A 17,274-nucleotide genomic window follows, 5' to 3' on the forward strand; every position below is an offset into this window, starting at 1 on the left:
TGGTGCCCGCGTGCCCCCGCGCGGCGGGAGGGCTCGAGCGGCGCGGAGCTCGAACTCCGGGATCAAGCGCGGAAGGGCGGGGCGTCCGACGGCCCCTTGCACTCGCCAGGCATTACTGCAGGGCCGGCCAGGCCTGGTGGCGGGCAGGGCTGCCCGTGCGACGCGCCTCGGGCGGCGATGGGGCCGGCACGGAAAGCGGTCGGAGCCGAGTCAGCCGTGGCCCCTTAGGGGGTCGACGCGGTGGCCCGCGCCGACCACCTGACACCAACTGCCCGCGGCCAGAGCCCATTTGCCGCTCATGCGGTTCCTGCGCGACTGAACAGTCCCCAAGGCACGTTCGACCAGTACGGTTGCCCTACTCGCCGACCCCGCATCGTGCGCCGCAGCCACCGCCGCCGCCAAGCATGTGCCTCCGTCCCCGCCTAAAGTTGCGTCGGGGCCGCGACGCAGTGAGCAGTCTGAGGGCGCGTCAGCGCGCAATTCAGATGCTCGCCGCGGAGCCGGTGGCTAGGGTGATGACTGTTCAGGTGCGCAGGCTGCGGCTACTTCTCCTGCCAAGAGAGCAACGCGGGTTCGAATCCCGTCGCCGGCCCTGGCCGGTGTCGTCCAGCGGCCAAGGACGCTTACGTCGCCGCCGCCGAGTCTGATCTCTGAACAACCGACGCGAGCCGCCCGCCCGGGGAAACCGGGCGGGCGGCTCGCGTCGTGTCGGCCACACGCCCGGCGCCGACGCCGCCTTCAAGGAGCGAGCACTCGTGCCGCTCACGTACCTTGTGCGTCATGAACCGTTGGGAAGAGTTGACTGGTGGGACGTCCGGAGAGGACTACGCCGCCCGGTTCGCGACCCTGGCCGGAAGCGGCAAGGACATGCACGGTGAGGCGCAGTTCTGCGCCGCGCTGGTGCCCGCCGGGGCGCGGGTGCTGGATGCCGGGTGCGGTACCGGCCGGGTCATGATCCGGTTGGCTGAGCTCGGGTACGATTGTGTCGGGGTCGACCTGGACGCGTCCATGCTGGCCGTGGCGCGCAGGCAGGCTCCACAACTGCCCTGGGTCCAGGCCGACCTGGCCACGTTCGACCCGGCTGAGCTTCAGGTCGTCGCGGACTTCGACCTCGTGGTCGCCGCCGGCAACATCTTCCCGCTCCTCGCCGCAGGTACTGAGGCTGCGGCGATCAGCCGCTTGGCCGCCGCCCTGCGCCCGGGTGGCCTCATGGTCGCCGGGTTCGGCCTGGACCGAGCCCACCTGCCGGTGCCGCCCGCCATCACGCTGCCGGAGTACGACGCCTACTGCGCCGCGGCCGGCCTCACCTTCGTCGACCGCTTCGCGACATGGGACGCCCACCCCTACGAGGGCGGCGGCTATGCCGTCAGTGTCCATCGGGCGCATCGCGACTGAAGAGCGCCCCCCTCCGGGTCCTTGCCTGAAAAAGCAGTGGAACCGCACTCCTGCGAGCCGTTAGCGTGCTCCCGCCCATAGTCGCCCTGTCAAGGACGTGCCGTTGTACACCAAGTGAGATTCCCCGAGCGCTGATCCGTCGCGCGTCGCACCTGTGCGCCGCGCTCCTTTTCGCTGCGGTCTTCTCACTGGAACCGGTGTATGTCTGTGTCAGAAAACAGGGTGGTCGTGCCCACCTGCCTGCAAAATGTTCTCCGTCGTTGCCCTGGGTGCGCCTCCGGGCGCGGAAACACCACCAGGCAAACAGTCCTGGAGCGGACGTACGCGCCTTCCGTGCGACCCGAGCGGCCGGCCTGGCAGTCGCCGTACGGTCCGCCGCCGCACCGGGCGCACCGCGGCCGGTGGGTGCCTGCGCCGGTGACGGCCAGATCTCGGCCCGCTGTGCGACGCGGACACCTGTGCGGCCGGTGCGTCTGATCGGCAGGCTCCCGGGCGACTTCACCTTCCCGCTCAAGCGCTGAGTCCTTCCGGCCCGGGGCCTGTTCGGCAGCATCTGATCAGCCGGACAGGCCCTGGTCGAGCACAAGGAGGAGCTGCGTGACGCCGGGCTGCTGAGGGGGAGAGCCAATCCCGACAACGGTAAGAATCACTGCCATCTCTACATAGATGACATCGGAGGGGGCAGAAGGGGATCAACCTGCTTTCCCGATTGAGGCGGCATCGTGTACCCCTCCGTGAGCGCCTCCGCAACATCGGCTTTCCGTACGGGAATGCAAGAGCACATGGCTGATCTGCCGTGGATCGAGGATGCGGCCAAGGTCACTCCCCGGGACGCGCGCGTGCTGTCCAGGCTGTTCCTGGACCGGCTGCAGGCCCTGGAAGAGGGCACCGGCGAGTATCAGTACGTCCGCAGCACACTGATCGAGATGAACGTCTCTCTGGTGGCCTTCGCAGCCCACCGCTTCCGCAACCGCGTGGGCAGCGACATGGAGGACATCGTCCAGGTCGGCACCATAGGTCTGATCAAGGCCATCGACCGGTTCGACCTGACACGTGAGGTCGAGCTTTCCTCGTTCGCGATCCCCTACATCCTCGGTGAGATCAAACGCCTCTTCCGCGACACCACCTGGGCCGTGCATGTCCCCAGGCGCCTGCAGGAACTGCGCGTCGAGCTGGCCAAGAGCCAGGAGGCGCTGGCCATCCAGCTGGACCGCACGCCCACGGTGCAGGAACTGGCCGTCGACCTGGGCCTGACCCAGGCCGAGGTCACCGACGGTCTTGTCGCCGCGAACGGCTACGTCGCCGGATCCATCGACTCTCCCGCCGGTGACGATGAAGAGGGAGAGGGGCGGAAGTACGCGGACACCATGGGAGATCTCGATCCGGCCATGGACCTGTTCGAGGATCTGCACGCACTGGGCCCGCTGCTGGCGCAGCTGGGCGAGCGGGAACGGGTCATCATCGAAATGCGGTTCGGCCAGGAGATGACCCAAACGGAGATCGGCCGTGAACTGCACCTGTCCCAGATGCACGTCTCCCGCCTCCTCAGCCACACCCTCGCCATGCTCCGCACCGGCCTCCTCCCGACCGAATCCCCCTGCTGCCCTGCCGCCGTGAGGCCCCGCCCCGGTACGGCTCACGCACCCGCAGTTCGGCGGCCTGGTCCCGGTCCTCGTCGAGGGAACCGGTGAGCGACCGGTCGATGAGCTGTTGTCGGCGTACGTGACAGGGCCCACCGAGGTGCGTGTGAACGCGATCAGCTATGTTCCTGCACCGTGTGTGTCGTCTTCGCGGCACACCCATGCTCCTGGGTGTGATCTTGGAGGGGTGTCACGGTGTCAGGCGACGTCTGGGGACCGGTCTTGTCGCTCGCCGGCGTTGTGCTCGGGGGCGGGCTGACGGCGTTTGCCCAGCGTGCCACCCAGCGGTCCGCCGAGCGGACCGAGCAACGCAGACAAGCGGTGGCCGAGGCGGAGAGCCGGCGGGCGGAACAGCTGGAGGTGCTCAAGGAGTTCGTCGTGAAAGCGCAGGAGGCCGAGCGGGTTGCCTACAGCCGACCTGAGCCGTGGGGCGATGACGAGAACGGCTGGATGACGGGGGCCGGGCCCGTGATGACCGCGCTGTGGACGGCGTCGGGCAACGTGATGCTGCTGTGCGACGAAGCACTGCACGAGCCAGTGCGCCTTTACGGGTACGCGCTCAACCAGGCGGTGTGGAGAGACATCGGCGACACCGCAGTGAACGAGCATCTCGAGACACACAAGGCCGCGTTCATGACCGCGGCGCGCGAGAGTCTGGCCGCTGGCTGACGGGTGCGCAGCGCGGCGGGAGCAACAAGACTGGCAGCAGGCCCATTCCGGAAGCCGCCGAGCCGTGACGGACTCGTATGCCTTCACGAGACCGGCTGGAGCCGTATCGCCGACAACACGGCTCCAGCCGTCGCCCTCCCGGGTGTGACGACCAACAGGGCTTCGATTCCGCGGCCCCTGCCGCCTGGAGAGCGTCTCGCGCGAGGACCGATCGCGGGGGAGCCACGGTCGCACGCGCAGCCGGCCGTCGCCGCAGTCGCGCGGCTGTAGCCGGACATTTCCCAACTTCCCACCGTGGGCGTGGTAGCCGGTGTCCGGCACCTTGGTGCGATGCCTGGATCAGGCGCGTGCACGATGTGCGCTCCGGGGGGAGTTGCAGGTCTCAGCCGCCGTAGCGGCGGTGCTCGGTGTTGATGCGCTGGTCCTGTTCGAGCTGGTCCTCGAGGGTGACGATGGTGCAGGCGGCCTCGATGGGGGCGCCCCGATCGACGAGTTCCCGGACACGGGCGGCGATGCGCAGCTGGTGGCGGGAGTAGCGGCTGTGGCCGTCCTCGGAGCGGAGCGGGGTGATGAGGCGGGCTTCTCCGATGGCGTGGAGGAAGCCCTGGGTGGTGCCGAGCAATTCGGCGGCCCGAGCCATCGTGTAGGCGGGGCGGTCATCGTCGTCGAGGCGGCCGAGCGAGTCGTCTGCTGACATTGAACCTCTCTGTGGAGGGGCCCTGGCGTCCATGACCACCAGGGCCCCGAAGGAACTGCTACACCATCCGTCGGCCCTGATGCCGCGCCGACTTCCTGTTTCCGCCGACCCGGCCGACGTGCTGCCGGGGGTGCGGGGATCGCGGTTGCTCGACCGGAGACCACCTCACTGTCGATGTCCTGCGGTACCCGGACTCACGACGTCCGCCCGGGCGATCCTGATGGTGCTCGGCCCCTCCGCTCTTCCGGCAGATGGGCACTGCCGGGCCTCGTTGATGTCGGCTATGAGAGAAACCATAACGACACCGACATCCAATGTCTACTCCGGCCAACACAGATATACGCGTATTCGACGGTGAGGTAATCGACCTCGAACATGACGGAGGGGGAAGCGGGCAGGACCCTGGAAACCAAGAGCTCCCCACCGCCCGGCGGTGGGGAGCTCCCTGGGCTCCTGCGGTATCCGCAGGACGCGGCGGCCCGCCTACTGGATGTTCATGCAGAAGCGGTCGTTGCTCTGCTCGGACTGCTCCAACTTCTCATCCCACGCGAGCATCCGGTCGTCGGTGTAGTACCGGCGCAACATCCCGCCGGCCGCGGGAATCTTCTTGTCCCGCGGCCACCGCAGGATAATTCGCCACGCCACCCGGTGAGAGCGACGGCCGGGCCGCGGACCGTGAGTCGCCGGCCTCAGTCTTGTCCGGTCTGCGGCTGGGCCTCGATGCGGTAGCCGACACCCGGCACGGTGGCGATGATCCAGGGCCGGCCGAGCCGTTTGCGCAGGGCCGAGACGGTGATGCGTACCGCGTTGGTGAACGGGTCGGCGTTGGCGTCCCACGCGCGTTCCAGGAGTTCTTCGGCGCTGATGACACCGCCTTGGGCGGCGATGAGGACTTCGAGGACGGCGAACTGTTTCCGGGTCAAGGCGATGTAGTGGCCGTCGCGGTAGACCTCGCGGCGGAAGGGGTCGAGGCGCAGGCCCGCGATCTCTTGCACGGGCGGTCGGTTGTGGGCGCGCCTGCGGTCCAGCGCCCGCAGCCTGAGCGCGAGTTCCTGGAGCTCGAAGGGTTTGGTGAGGTAGTCGTCGGCGCCGAGCTCGAAGCCGGACGCCTTGTCGTGCAGCCGGTCGGCCGCGGTGAGCATGAGGATCGGCATGCCGCTGCCGGAGGCGACGATGCGTTGGGCGATCTCGTCACCGGAGGGTCCGGGGATGTCGCGGTCCAGGACGGCGATGTCGTAGGCGTGGACGTCCAGCAGATGCAGGGCGGTGTCACCGTCCCCCGCGATGTCGGCCGCGATCGCTTCCAGGCGCAGGCCGTCGCGGATGGCTTCGGCCAGAAAGGGCTCGTCCTCGACGACCAGTACACGCATGCTCTTGATGCTACGAGTCGGCACATATCGCCGACGTATCGAAAAGCCCATACGTGCCGACAACAGCACACTGCCTTGACTGGCGGCATGAACCACACTCCGCCATCAGCACGGACAGCAGTCCGCCCCACGCATCGGCGTCGTGTCGCCGGCCCGGTGGCCGTCATCGCGGCGATCGCCGCGACCCTCGCCTGTCAGGCGCAGAATTCCTCGTCCTCCTCGTCCTCCTCGTCCTCATCGGCCGCACCGCCCTCGAAGGGTCCTCGCGGCGAGCACCATGGTGCGCTAGGCGAGGCCGGGGGTGCCGTTCCCGAGGGCACGACAGTCTTCGACGAAGATGTTCCGGCTGTGGCCAACCTCCGCCCGGACTTACGCAAGGCCCTGCGCCGGGCCGCCAAGGAGGCCGGCGGCGACCAAGTCGCCCTGTACGTCAACAGCGGCTGGCGTTCGCCGCAGTACCAGAACCTGCTGCTGCGCCAGGCGATCGCCCGGTACGGCTCCGAAGCCGAGGCCGCCCGGTGGGTGGCCACCGCCACGACGTCGCCTCATGTGTCGGGGGAGGCCCTCGACGTCGGACGCTCCGACGCGACGGCGTGGCTGACCGAACACGGCGCCCGGTACGGGCTCTGCCAGATCTACCGGAACGAGCCCTGGCACTACGAACTGCGCACCGCAGCGATCGAACACGGCTGCCCGCCGATGTACGCCGATCCCACCCAGGACCCGAGGATGAAGAAGTGACCGTGACCGGCAGCGAGCCAGGACAGACGACCGTGCAGGCAGGCACGGCACAGCAGACCACCGGCGGGGCGGAGCAGACGACCGACACGGCGGCGCAGACCACCGGCGCGATGGAGCAGAACAGCCAGGACGGCGCCGCCCGCCGGGACACCGGATCCGCTACCTGGCGCGCGGGCATCCGCCGGGCGATCCGCACCGCCGGGCGGCCCGGGCCCTGGAAGCGCGGCCGGGTGCTCGCGGCGCTGGCGCTGCTGCTGGGCCTGCTCCTGCTGCTGCACGCGCAGATCACCGACCGCGGGGGCCTGGGCAGCCTGGTCGAGACCTTCCTGCCGTGGTGGGGCCTGTTCATCCCGGTGCTGCTGGCCGCGGCGCTCTGGCGCCGCTCCGCATCCGCGGTGGTCGCGCTGCTGCTGCCGGTCGGCGTGTGGCTGAGCCTGTTCGGCCCGCTGCTCACCGACAAGTCCCACGCGGGCAGCGACCTCACCGTGGTCAGCCACAACGTCGGCGCCGACAACCCCGACCCCGCCGGTACCGCCCGCGACCTGGCCGCCTCCCAGGCGGACGTACTGGCCCTGGAGGAGATCACCCCGCAGGCCCAGGGCGCGTACGAGAAGGAGCTGGCCAAGGCCTACCCGCACCACACGGTGCGGGGCACGGTCGGGTTGTGGAGCAAGCTGCCGCTGTCGGGCATCCGGACGGTCGACGTCGCGATGCAGGGCATGGTCGGGCCGCTGGCGGAGCACCTCTCGGCAGAGGAGAAGAAGGCCACACCCCGGGCGCTGCGCGCCACGGTGGCCACCCGTCAGGGGCCGCTCGCGGTGTACGTGGCCCACCTGGGCTCCGTACGCGTGAATCCCCGGACGGGCTTTGCGACGAGCCAGCGGGACGACGGGGCGCAGGCACTCGCCAAAGCCATCGGCGCCGAGGACAACAAGCGGGTGGTGCTGCTCGGTGACCTCAACGGCACCATGGACGACCGCGCGTTCGCCGGCATCACCTCACACCTGCGCTCGGCTCAGGACGCGGCGGGGGACGGCTTCGGACTCAGCTGGCCGGCCAAGTTCCCGATGGCGCGGATCGACCACGTCCTGGTCCGGGGCGTGCAGCCCGACAGCTCGTGGGTACTGCCGGCCACCGGCAGCGATCACCGGCCGGTGGCGGCCGGAATCACCGTGTGAACATCGCGCACAGCCTCCGGCGCCCGCCCGCTTCTCCCGCTGTCAGCTGTGGCGGGACGGGTCAGCCGGGCAGTCGCCCGCGATAAATGCCGGTGGCGTCGTGGGGCATTCGGGATACTGGGCGGCCATGGATGAGGTCAAGGTCGTCGTCGCCCATTCCGAGCGTGCGACCCTGCGCGTCGGCGATGTGTTCCTGAAGGTGGACGCCGATCAGGCGCGCGTGGACGTCGAGGTCGAGGCGATGGCATGGGCGCCGGTTCCGACCCCGGAGGTGCTGTGGCGCAAGCCGCCCGTGCTCGCGATCGCCGCGCTTCCGGGGACGGCGCTGGGCCGCCTGGGCGAGCCCTCGACCGCCTCGCCGGCGGCGTGGGCCGCGGCGGGCGCCGCCGTACGGAAGCTGCACGAGACGGCGTTGCCGGCCTGGACCGGGCGGGGCGGCCGGGACCTCGACGAGTTGGCGGCCGATCTCGACGGCGAGTGCGAGTGGCTCGTGACCAACCGCGTGCTGCCCGCCGACCTGGTTACCCGCAACCTCCGGATCGCCCAGGCCGCGCTCCGGCCGTGGACTCCGGTGTTCACCCACGGCGACCTGCAGATCGCTCACGTATTCGTCGAGGGTGACGAGATCACCGGAATCATCGACTGGTCCGAGGCGGGCCAGGGCGATGCCCTGTTCGACCTGGCCACCTTGACGCTCGGACACGCGGAGCACCTGGGCGACGTCGTCGCCGGATACGGCACCGACGTCGACCTCGACGTGATCCGCGCCTGGTGGTCGGTGCGGAGCCTGCTGGGAGTTCGCTGGCTGGTCGAGCACGGCTTCGACCCGACCGCGCCGGGCTGTGAGGTCGACGTGCTGCGATCCCAGCGGTGAGGAGATCCCAGCTGTCAGGAGGTGCGCCCGCCCGTCACACGCCCGGATCCGCCTCGATGGGGCCGGGTTTCAGCGCCCGGGCCGCCTCGAGTTGGGCCGCGAAGGACAAGCCCAGGAACAGGGCGATCGAGGTGAGGTAGGCCCACAGCAGCAGGGACATGAAGGCGCTGAGCGGGCCGTAGACGGTGTCGAAGGAGCCGCTGACCGAGAGGTACAGGCTCAGCAGACCGGTCAGACCTGTCCACAGGAGGAGGTAGACCGCCGCGCCGAACGCCAGCCAGGTGTAACCGGGTTGGCGCCGCCGAGGCGAGCGACGGAAGATGACGCTCGCCGAGACAAGCGCCAGCACGAAGCCCAACGGCCAGCGCACCACCCCGAACGCGGCGCTCACCTCAGGACCGATGCCGAAGACCGTCACCGCCGCGGCCGCCAGGTCACGGCCCGCCACCATCACGACGAAGCCCAGTCCCAGGGGCAGGCCCGCGGTGACGGCCATGACGATGCCGCGCAGGTACTTCCGGTGGAAGGGACGGTCGCGCTCGTTGCCGTAGATCCTGTTGGCGCCGCGTTCGATCTGGCACATGGCCGTCGTGACGTTGGCGAGGGAGAACATGAGCCCGAACCAGAGGGCGACCTGCGTGCCTCCGCCCGCGGTCCGGCGGCTGCGGGTCAGTGCCTCGTCGACGACATCGGCGCTCGGCCCTTGTGCCATGCGGTGGATGACCACCTCGGCGAACCGGCCGATGCCCTGAGTGTGCAGCACGGTCGACAGGCCGACGAACACGATCGCCAGCGGGACGACCGCCAGGACCGTCTGCAGCGCCAGTGCCCGGGAGTGGCTGAACCCGTCGGCGTACCGGAACCGCACGAAGGCGTCGCGGAGCAGCCGCCAGCTGCCGTAGTGACGCAGCGCCACGAACGCCTCGTCCCCGGAGAGTTCCTCGCCCTGCATGTCCCGTGTCTCGGGAACCGTCGTCGCCGTGCCCATGCCCCGCCCGCCTCGCCCGTCGTACGTCGGCAGGAAGTTCCTGCGTACCAGTGCCCGGTGCCCAGGCGATGCCGCCGCAATCCGGTCTGGCCAAGATCGCGGCGGCTCAGGGCGAGATCGAAGCGCTCTGTCGATGCCGCGCAGGCCGCGGCCGCTTCGTGCTCGGCGGGAAGTGGGGAAACACTCCAAGACTGGCTCGTGATCATTGTGGTGGGCAGAGCAACTGCCCACGTCCGAGTTGGCACAGACTTGCAGAACGCGGTGGCCAGGCCGGCCGCCGTATCCCTGTCTCGGCCGACCCAAGGACTGCCACCGTGAACGAGCGCGTTCTGACTCCCCGCAATCGCGGCTTCCTCTTCCTCGACTCCCACCCGGCCGGGTGCGGGCAGTTGGTGGCCGACATGTGGCAGGCATGCCCCGCCCCCGCCGGCTTGCCGGACGGCGACGGGCCGGTCGCGCTGATCATCGGCTCCTCCGCCGGATACGGGCTCGCGGCCACGCTCGCCGGACTCAAGCGTGCCGGTATCCGCGGCATAGGCGTGTGCTTCGAGAAGGCTCCCACCGCGAGGCGCACCGCGACGGCCGGCTGGTACCGCACCAGTGCCACCGCCGACATCGCCCGCACCGCAGGCAGGGACCTGGTATTCCTCAACGGCGACGCGTTCTCCGACGCGATGAAGGACCAGGTCGCCGACCTCATCGAGCAGCGGTTCGGCGGCCGGCTCGACTACCTGATCTACTCGGTGGCCGCGCCCCGGCGTACCGACCCCACCACCGGCACCACCTACGCCTCGGTCCTCAAGCCGATCGGTCGGGCCAACCGCACCAAGACCCTGGTCTTCGACGACGAGGGCGTGCCCGAGGTCCGCGAGGTGGAGACCGAGCCGGCCGAAGGCGACGACGTGGAGCAGACCGTGGCCGTGATGGGCGGCGCGGACTGGGAACGCTGGATCGACCACCTCGCCGGACGGGGGCTGCTCGCCGACCGGTTCGCCACCGCCGCACTGTCCTACATCGGCTCGTCGCTGACGGCGGCGATCTACCGGCAGGGCACCATCGGCGCGGCCAAGACACACTTGGAGGCCACCGCCCGTGCCCTGAACGAGCGGCTCGACAAGATGGTGGGAGGGCGAGCCGTGACCTCCGTCAACGCCGCGGCCGTCACCCAGTCCTCCACCGCGATCCCCGGCATCGCCCTGTACACCGGCCTGCTGCGGGGGGTCCTGGGAGACGCCCTCGTCCCGCCGATCCGCCAGCTCTCCGCCCTGTGGGACCAGCTCACCGGCGCCGCCCCGCTCGCTCTGGACGACGCGGGCCGGATACGTCTGGACACCTTCGAGCTGACCGACGACGTCCAGGCGGCCGTCGCCGACCGCTGGGAGGCCGCCACCACGGCGAACATCGCCGACCTGGCCGACCTCGACTGGTTCCGCGCCGAGATCCGACGCCTCTACGGATTCTCCGTGCCCGGCATCGACTACGCGGCGCCGGTCGCCACAGATGTCCCCTGGCCCGATCACACGCCCTGATACACCTGCGACTCCCGGCGGCCGAGGGCTAACGTGTCCAGCGATCGAGGAACTGCGCGCATCGGAGAAGCTGTTGACGGAACGGTTGAACGGACATCGCCCCACACTCGAGGATGTAGCGCGCCGTGCGGGGATATCGAAGTCCACGGTGTCCCGTGTGATCAACGGCGAGCCCCGAGTGCGGGCCGCGGTCGCGGAACGCGTCCGACAGGCCGTGGACGAACTGGGCTACGTACCCAACCAAGCCGCCCGGAGCCTGGTCACCCGGCACAACAACGCCGTCGCCGTCGTGGTCACCGAACCGCAGAACCGGCTCTTCGTGGACCCCTACTTCGACTGTCACCTGCGCGGCATCCGACAGGAACTCGTCCACCAAGGAGCACAGCCGGTACTGCTGTTCATCGAGGAACAGGACGACTATCCGCGCGTCGCGAACTTCCTGGGCGGTGGCCACGTCGATGGAGCCCTGCTCTTCTCGCTGCGCACCGACGATCCGTTGCCCGCCATGGTCGAGCACATGGGCCTGCCTGCCATCTTCGGCGGTCGCCCGGCCGTGGGCACCGGCCGTCGCGGCCACGGCTACACGTACGTCGACGCCGACAACCGCGGCGGAGCCAGGCAAGCCGTCCGGCATCTCGTAGCGCTGGGACGCCGACGCATCGGGACCATCACCGGCCCGCTCAACCAGGCTTCGGCGATCGACCGCCTCGATGGCTACCGCGACGTACTCCTCGACACCCCGCCCCAGCTGATCGCCGAGGGCGACTTCACGCTGCGGGGCGGCGCCGACGCCATGGCCGCGCTCCTCGACCGGTGCCCCGACCTGGACGCGGTCTTCGTCGCCTCGGACCTGATGGCATCCGGTGCCCTGGGCGTGCTGCGGGTGCGCGGGCGCCGCGTACCCGAGGACGTGGCGGTCGTCGGCTTCGACGACCTGGCGACCATCGCCGAGGCGACGGAGCCACCGTTGACCACCGTGAACCAGGACATCGAGGGCATGGGACGCCTGATGGCCCGGCTGCTGTTCAAGCGGACGACGGGCGAGCCCGCGTCGCCAGAGGACAGCCCTCCGCTGTCCTCCGTGGTCACCCCGACGCGTTTGGTCGAGCGGCAGTCCGCCTGACCGCACCCTCCTCAGCAGCCGAGTGGCCCGGATGCTGTCTGCTGCTGTGCGTGTGCGCTGGATGGACGCGTGCTGTGGACAGATGGAGTGGGGTCGGATGGTCGCATCGAGTGGTGCTGCCGTCGATGTCTCAACCTCAGGTTCAGGGTGAGCGTCAGGTTCGCGCCACGGGCGCAGCAGCATCTCGCGGACACCTGGAGGGCTGACGAGCGTCCATGTCCCGCATCCGCTCCTCCGCGTCCGCGTCGAAGCCGACCGGCTCCCAGCGCTTGGCCAGCAGTGTGATCAAGCCGAGGGCGGGGGCGGCGAGAATGACCCAGTAGACGTGCGTGCCGAGGCCGCTGCTGAGGACGGGGAAGAAGAACAGCGTCAGCGTCGAACCGAGGCGCAGCACGGCCTGGTTGAAGCCGTGCAGGGACGTACCGACGGATCGTAGGCACCAACCGGAATGTGCTCGTCCGATTGTCCGCATAGTGGTCACGAGGCCGCGGGGGACCAGGGGCCGGCTGCCGGAGAGCGCAAACGCGTGCCGGTGGCCGGCTGTCAGCGCCGGGCGGTGACCCGCCGTGTGGCGGCGCGCAGGCGGCGGTCAACTCGGGCGGAAGGACGTTCCGTTCACCGGGCAGCCACTTTCGCACAACCCTTCGTACGCCTCATGCGTCACACTCCCGCAAGCCCTTCCCCTCACTTCCCCCTTCAACAACGGGAGTTCCACCGTGCGTGCACGTACCCTGACCGCCACTGCCGTCGTCGCGGCACTCACCGCGGCCGGTCTGAGCCTGCCGCTCGCCGGGAGCGCCGCGGCCGCCACGACCCCGCGGTTCGACTTCAACGGCGACGGATACGCGGACATCGCGGTCGGCATGCCCAACGCCACGGTGGACGGCAAGGCCAAGGCCGGCTACATCAGCGTGATCTACGGCGGCCCGCAGAGCCCGAGCCAGTCCACCGGCGTCATCAGCCAGGCCGAGGCCGGCATCCCCGGCACCCCCGAGGCGGGCGACCGCTTCGGCTCCTCCGTGGAGCCCGTCGACGTGAACGGCGACGGCGTCTTCGAACTCGTCGTCGGCGCGAGCGGCGAGTCGCTCAGCTCCGAGCAGCTCGGGAACGAGGGCACCATCACCGTCCTGGACGGTTCGGAGTGGAACGTCAAGGGCACCACCGTGGCCAGGGGCGCGAGCGAGTTCAGCGGCATCGGCGACACCATCGCCGCGGGCGACTACGACGGGGACGGCGACATCGACCTCGCGTACAACGACAGCGGCGAGGAGCGCGGCGAACTCCGGTTCCGTCCGGGCCCCCTCACCGCCGACCCGGCGCCCACCACCACCCTGCGCGGTTACGGCATGGGCGGCAACACCGTCGACCTGGCCACCGGTGACTTCGACGGCGACGGCCGGGACGATCTGGCCACCACCTGGAAGGCCATGGAGGACTCCGGCACCTTCATCACGCGCTGGGACGACCAGGCCAAGCCCGCCCAGTGGTGGGCCGACGCCGACCGCGGCAGCGCGCTCGCCACCGCCGACTTCGACCGGGACGGCACGGACGACCTCGCGGTCGGCCTCGTCATGCCCAACGGCGAGTCGGAGACCACGCATTGCGAGGACCTTCTCGGCGGTGCGGTGCTCCTGCTCAAGGGCTCGAAGACCGCGCACTTCGGCACCGAGAACGAGTGCATCACCCAGTCCAACCCGGACGTCGGCGGCACCGCCGAGTCGGGCGACGACTTCGGCGCCGCGCTTGCCGCCGGCGACCTGAACGGCGACAGCCGTCCGGAACTGGTGGTCGGCGTGCCCGGCGAGGACGTGGGCACCGTGAAGGACGCGGGCGGCTACGTCACCCTCAACGGCACCGAGCACGGCCCCTACGGCGGCCTGGCCCGCAGTCAGAGCACCCCGAACATGCCCGGCACGGCCGAGGCCGGCGACCGCTTCGGCGCCCAGGTGGCCGTCGGCGACTACAACCGCGACGGACTGTGGGACACCGCGGTGAGCGCGCCCGGGGAGAACGCCGGTGAGCCCCGCTCGGGCGGCGTCTGGTTCGCGCCGAGCAGCACCGAGGAGACCTACCCGCTGGGCAAGTCGCTGACGCCGTTCGGCTTCGCGCTGCCCAACGGGGCCATCAAGTACGGCGAAGTGCTGGGCTCCTAGGCAGCTGCCTGTCCTCCAGTACGGCCACCCACCTTCCCACCTTGCGATGTGGAGCATCTGTGCGCAGTAAGAGACTCTCGGCCGCCCTGCTGGGCGCCGCCACCGTCCTCGCCTCGGCGGGGCTCGCCACTGCGGCGGGCGCGGCACCGGCGGCCGTCCAGGGCGCCGACTTCAACGGTGACGGATACGCGGACTCCGTGGTCGGCGTCTATCGAGGGGACGTCGACGGCGAGACGTCCGCGGGCTACCTCCACGTGCTCTACGGCGGATCGAGCGGGGCCGGCACCTCCACCGCCTCGGTCAGCCAGGACAGCCCGGGAGTCCCCGGCACCAGCGAGAAGAACGACCGGTTCGGCAGTTCCGTCGAGACGGCCGACGTGGACGGCGACGGCTTCACCGACGTCGTCGTCGGGGTGAGCGGCGAGGACGTCGGCAGCGACCCGGAGGCGACGGGCCACGGCGCGGTGGTCGTGCTGTACGGCTCGTCCAGTGGCCGCTTCGAGCGTGGCAGGACCATCGCGCAGGGTTCGAGGGGCAGCGGCGCCGGGGCCTCGCTCTCCGTGGGCGACTTCACCCAGGACGGCGCCGTGGACGTGGCGGTGGGCCTGCCCCACGGGGAGTTCGGCGAGGTCACCCTGCGCCCGGGCCCGCTCACCGAGGACAAGCCGCTGACGCACCTGCTCGACACCGGCTTCGGCGGCACCGCGGGCAGGCTGGCGGCCGGGGACTTCGACGGGAACGGCAAGACCGACCTGGCGATCTCCTCGTACTCCAACGACTACTCGCGCACCACCCTGTGGCGCTGGAACGGCTCGGCCCTGCAGGAGTACTGGAAGTCCCCGGCCACCGGCTACGCCGTAGCCGCGGGCGACTTCGACGGCGACAGCGTGGACGACCTGGCCCTCGGGCACTGCCTGATCATCGCCGAGGCCGACCGGCCCACCGAGGCCTGCGGCCCCGACGAACTGGCCAAGGGCGGCAAGGTGCGGGTGCTCTACGGAGGCGGGGGCGCCGAGGGCTTCGGCACCCGCAACCAGACGTTCAACCAGGACACCCCGGGCGTCGCGGGCACGGCGGAGCAGGCGGACAACTTCGGCATCAAGCTGGCCGCGGGCGATCTCAACGGGGACGGCCGGGACGACCTGGTGGCGGGCACGCCCGCCGAGGCCATCGGGACGGCGGACCGCGCCGGTTCGGCGACCGTGCTGACCTCGGGCCCGGACGGTCTGCTCGACGCCTCGGGCACCGCCAGGTCGGCGGCCTGGCACCAGGACTCCACCGGGGTCCCGGGAACGTCGGAGGTCAACGACGAGTTCGGCTCGGCGCTGGCCCTGGGGGACTACGACGGTGACGGGGACGGCGACGTCACGGTCGGCGTCTACAACGAGAACAGCGCGGAGTACGAGCAGAACCTCAGCACAGGCGGTGTCTGGACCCTGCCGAACGGCGCCGGGGCAGGCTCCAAGGCGCTGACGCCACGGCTGTTCGGGCTGCGGGGCGCGCTGTACTACGGGCAGATACTCGGGCGCTGAGACCCCGGTGACGCGGGCGGCGCGCCGCTGACAGAGGCGGCGCGCCGTGCGGGAACGACGCCGGCGGCGTCCCGGCCCGGGGGCCGCCTGTTCGCGGCAGCGATGGCCGCGGCCGCCGCGGCCACCGGATACCTGTGGTGGCGCCGTGGGCGTACCCGCAGCGGGGATGCGGTCCTGCTGGACCGGAACCTGCTGAACACGCGCGGCGTACGGATTGTCGCTGACCGGCCACCACCTCACCTACGCCGTGGCAGCCGGTCTCCTGCTCCTCATCGGCCTCCCGGCCACGGCTCGCCTCAGCAAGAGAGGCCAACCCCGCTGAGCGGAGTCTGGTCAGTGGTTCGAACTGGCGGGATGCTACGGGGTGGCAGCACCAACCAGGGGGACCCATGAAGGCCATCGCCCAAGGCCCGTACGGCACCGTCGACAGCCTGGAACTGCGCGACCTGCGCCGTCCCGCGCCTCGCGACGACGAAGTGCTGGTCCAGGTGCGTGCGGCCGGGGTGGACCCGAGCATCCTGCACCTCATGACGGGCAAGCCCTACATCGCCCGCCTCGCCCTGGGAATCCGCAAGCCCAAGAACCCGGTTCGGGGCTGGGACGTCGCCGGAGTGGTCGAGACGGTCGGTGCGAAGGTGACGGGGTTCAAGACGGGCGACGAAGTCTTCGGCAGCGGCGACGGCTCGTTGGCCGAGTACACCTGCGCCAAGGCCGACAAGCTCGCGCCCAAGCCCGGCAATCTCACCTTCGAACAAGCCGCGGCTCTGCCCGTCTCCGGCGTCACCGCCTACCAGGCCCTCAGTGGCAAGGCGCGCCCGAAACCGGGGCAGCGCGTCCTCGTCATCGGCGCCTCCGGCGGCATCGGAACCTACGCCATACAGCTCGCCGTCTCGTACGAAGCCGAGGTCACCGCCGTCTGCGGCCCCGGCCAGGCGGACTTCGTCCGGGCCCTGGGCGCCACCGACGTCATCGACTACACCAGCCAGGAGATCACCGACAGCAAACACCGGTTCGACATCATCCTCGACGCCGCGGGCAACCGCCCACTGTCCTTGCTGCGCCGCGCACTTGCCCCCAAGGGCGCCCTGGTCATGGCCGGAGGTGAAGGCGGCGGCGACTGGGTGGGCGGCCTGGGCCGCCAGCTCCGTGGCTACGCGCTCTCACCGTTCCTCGGCCAGACGCTGAGCAGCCTGATCGCCAGGGTGCGTCAGCAGGACCTGCTGACCCTCAAGAGGCTCGCCGAGACCGGCACGATCGCACCGGCCATCGACCGCACCTACCCGCTCTCCGAAGCCGTCGCCGCGATCAAACACCTGGAGAGGGGCCATCCCCGGGGCAAGATAGTCGTGACCGTTTGAGCTGAGGGTGATCGCGTCTTGAGCCGG

At 70.3% G+C, this 17,274-nt stretch carries 16 protein-coding genes and 1 tRNA gene; 12 read left to right on the plus strand and 5 right to left on the minus strand.

Going from position 1 to position 17,274, the window contains the following annotated elements:
• Positions 1–499 precede the first annotated feature (499 nt).
• The 4 genes from ACIGXX_RS16570 (at position 500) to ACIGXX_RS16585 (ending at position 3,704) form a co-directional block, all read left to right on the plus strand.
• Positions 500–592: transfer RNA gene (locus ACIGXX_RS16570), tRNA-Gly, on the plus strand.
• Positions 593–780: 188 nt separating this feature from the next.
• Positions 781–1,395 (plus strand): class I SAM-dependent methyltransferase, encoded by a 615-nt coding sequence (locus ACIGXX_RS16575; protein ID WP_399976222.1) that lies wholly within the window; start codon positions 781–783, stop codon positions 1,393–1,395.
• 782 nt (positions 1,396–2,177) lie between these two features.
• Positions 2,178–3,086 carry a SigB/SigF/SigG family RNA polymerase sigma factor gene (locus ACIGXX_RS16580; RefSeq protein ID WP_399976225.1) on the plus strand — a complete coding sequence of 303 codons (909 nt, stop codon included), beginning with the start codon at positions 2,178–2,180 and terminating at the stop codon, positions 3,084–3,086.
• Between the two features lie 144 nt (positions 3,087–3,230).
• Positions 3,231–3,704, plus strand: coding sequence for a hypothetical protein (locus ACIGXX_RS16585; RefSeq protein WP_399976228.1), 474 nt, complete (start codon positions 3,231–3,233; stop codon positions 3,702–3,704).
• A 382-nt stretch (positions 3,705–4,086) separates the two neighbouring features.
• Here the strand turns inward: ACIGXX_RS16585 and ACIGXX_RS16590 are convergent, their stop codons facing one another.
• From ACIGXX_RS16590 to ACIGXX_RS16600, 3 genes are all read right to left on the minus strand, one after another.
• The gene (locus ACIGXX_RS16590; protein ID WP_361468647.1) at positions 4,087–4,401 is read right to left on the minus strand and encodes a MerR family transcriptional regulator; all 315 of its coding nucleotides are present in this window, start codon (positions 4,399–4,401) and stop codon (positions 4,087–4,089) included.
• A 483-nt stretch (positions 4,402–4,884) separates the two neighbouring features.
• A complete protein-coding gene (locus ACIGXX_RS16595; protein ID WP_383824594.1) occupies positions 4,885–5,046 on the minus strand; it encodes a hypothetical protein in 162 nt (53 codons plus the stop codon).
• A 44-nt stretch (positions 5,047–5,090) separates the two neighbouring features.
• Positions 5,091–5,771, minus strand: a complete 681-nt coding sequence (locus tag ACIGXX_RS16600) for a response regulator transcription factor (RefSeq protein WP_351166617.1) — start codon at positions 5,769–5,771, stop codon at positions 5,091–5,093.
• Positions 5,772–5,858: 87 nt separating this feature from the next.
• Here ACIGXX_RS16600 and ACIGXX_RS16605 point away from each other — a divergent pair, with 87 nt between their 5' ends.
• From ACIGXX_RS16605 to ACIGXX_RS16615, 3 genes are all read left to right on the plus strand, one after another.
• On the plus strand, positions 5,859–6,512 hold the full coding sequence (locus tag ACIGXX_RS16605) for a M15 family metallopeptidase (protein WP_366464990.1): 654 nt from the start codon (positions 5,859–5,861) through the stop codon (positions 6,510–6,512).
• A gap of 110 nt (positions 6,513–6,622) precedes the next feature.
• Positions 6,623–7,690, plus strand: coding sequence for an endonuclease/exonuclease/phosphatase family protein (locus tag ACIGXX_RS16610; protein WP_366464995.1), 1,068 nt, complete (start codon positions 6,623–6,625; stop codon positions 7,688–7,690).
• Positions 7,691–7,817: 127 nt separating this feature from the next.
• Positions 7,818–8,564, plus strand: a complete 747-nt coding sequence (locus tag ACIGXX_RS16615) for a phosphotransferase (protein WP_366464989.1) — start codon at positions 7,818–7,820, stop codon at positions 8,562–8,564.
• Between the two features lie 34 nt (positions 8,565–8,598).
• Here the strand turns inward: ACIGXX_RS16615 and ACIGXX_RS16620 are convergent, their stop codons facing one another.
• A complete protein-coding gene (locus tag ACIGXX_RS16620; protein ID WP_399976233.1) occupies positions 8,599–9,552 on the minus strand; it encodes a YihY/virulence factor BrkB family protein in 954 nt (317 codons plus the stop codon).
• 314 nt (positions 9,553–9,866) lie between these two features.
• On the opposite strand from ACIGXX_RS16620, the gene fabV reads away from it, so the two are divergent.
• Complete coding sequence (gene fabV / locus ACIGXX_RS16625) at positions 9,867–11,081, plus strand: enoyl-[acyl-carrier-protein] reductase FabV (RefSeq protein ID WP_351166624.1); 1,215 nt, start codon at positions 9,867–9,869, stop codon at positions 11,079–11,081.
• A gap of 73 nt (positions 11,082–11,154) precedes the next feature.
• Complete coding sequence (locus tag ACIGXX_RS16630) at positions 11,155–12,204, plus strand: LacI family DNA-binding transcriptional regulator (protein ID WP_361468630.1); 1,050 nt, start codon at positions 11,155–11,157, stop codon at positions 12,202–12,204.
• A gap of 154 nt (positions 12,205–12,358) precedes the next feature.
• Here ACIGXX_RS16630 and ACIGXX_RS16635 read toward each other — a convergent pair whose 3' ends face one another.
• Positions 12,359–12,598 (minus strand): hypothetical protein, encoded by a 240-nt coding sequence (locus ACIGXX_RS16635; RefSeq protein WP_366464986.1) that lies wholly within the window; start codon positions 12,596–12,598, stop codon positions 12,359–12,361.
• Between the two features lie 322 nt (positions 12,599–12,920).
• On the opposite strand from ACIGXX_RS16635, the gene ACIGXX_RS16640 reads away from it, so the two are divergent.
• The 3 genes from ACIGXX_RS16640 (at position 12,921) to ACIGXX_RS16650 (ending at position 17,247) form a co-directional block, all read left to right on the plus strand.
• Entirely contained in the window at positions 12,921–14,357 is a 1,437-nt protein-coding gene (locus ACIGXX_RS16640; RefSeq protein ID WP_361468623.1) for an FG-GAP repeat protein, read from the plus strand.
• 59 nt (positions 14,358–14,416) lie between these two features.
• Positions 14,417–15,889, plus strand: coding sequence for an FG-GAP and VCBS repeat-containing protein (locus tag ACIGXX_RS16645; RefSeq protein ID WP_351166631.1), 1,473 nt, complete (start codon positions 14,417–14,419; stop codon positions 15,887–15,889).
• A gap of 389 nt (positions 15,890–16,278) precedes the next feature.
• Positions 16,279–17,247, plus strand: coding sequence for an NAD(P)-dependent alcohol dehydrogenase (locus ACIGXX_RS16650; protein ID WP_366465275.1), 969 nt, complete (start codon positions 16,279–16,281; stop codon positions 17,245–17,247).
• Positions 17,248–17,274: the final 27 nt, after the last annotated feature.

This window comes from Streptomyces sp. NPDC055243 (assembly GCF_044544025.1).
GTDB lineage: Bacteria > Actinomycetota > Actinomycetes > Streptomycetales > Streptomycetaceae > Streptomyces.

Bases quoted from the DNA above. Each gene is read 5' to 3' on its own strand.
- ACIGXX_RS16575 (WP_399976222.1), top strand. From the start codon at position 781: ATGAACCGTTGGGAAGAGTTGACTGGTGGGACGTCCGGAGAGGACTAC.
- ACIGXX_RS16580 (WP_399976225.1), top strand. From the start codon at position 2,178: ATGGCTGATCTGCCGTGGATCGAGGATGCGGCCAAGGTCACTCCCCGG.
- ACIGXX_RS16590 (WP_361468647.1), bottom strand. From the start codon at position 4,401: ATGTCAGCAGACGACTCGCTCGGCCGCCTCGACGACGATGACCGCCCC.
- ACIGXX_RS16600 (WP_351166617.1), bottom strand. From the start codon at position 5,771: ATGCGTGTACTGGTCGTCGAGGACGAGCCCTTTCTGGCCGAAGCCATC.
- ACIGXX_RS16605 (WP_366464990.1), top strand. From the start codon at position 5,859: ATGAACCACACTCCGCCATCAGCACGGACAGCAGTCCGCCCCACGCAT.
- ACIGXX_RS16610 (WP_366464995.1), top strand. From the start codon at position 6,623: ATGGAGCAGAACAGCCAGGACGGCGCCGCCCGCCGGGACACCGGATCC.
- ACIGXX_RS16615 (WP_366464989.1), top strand. From the start codon at position 7,818: ATGGATGAGGTCAAGGTCGTCGTCGCCCATTCCGAGCGTGCGACCCTG.
- ACIGXX_RS16620 (WP_399976233.1), bottom strand. From the start codon at position 9,552: ATGGGCACGGCGACGACGGTTCCCGAGACACGGGACATGCAGGGCGAG.
- ACIGXX_RS16650 (WP_366465275.1), top strand. From the start codon at position 16,279: ATGAAGGCCATCGCCCAAGGCCCGTACGGCACCGTCGACAGCCTGGAA.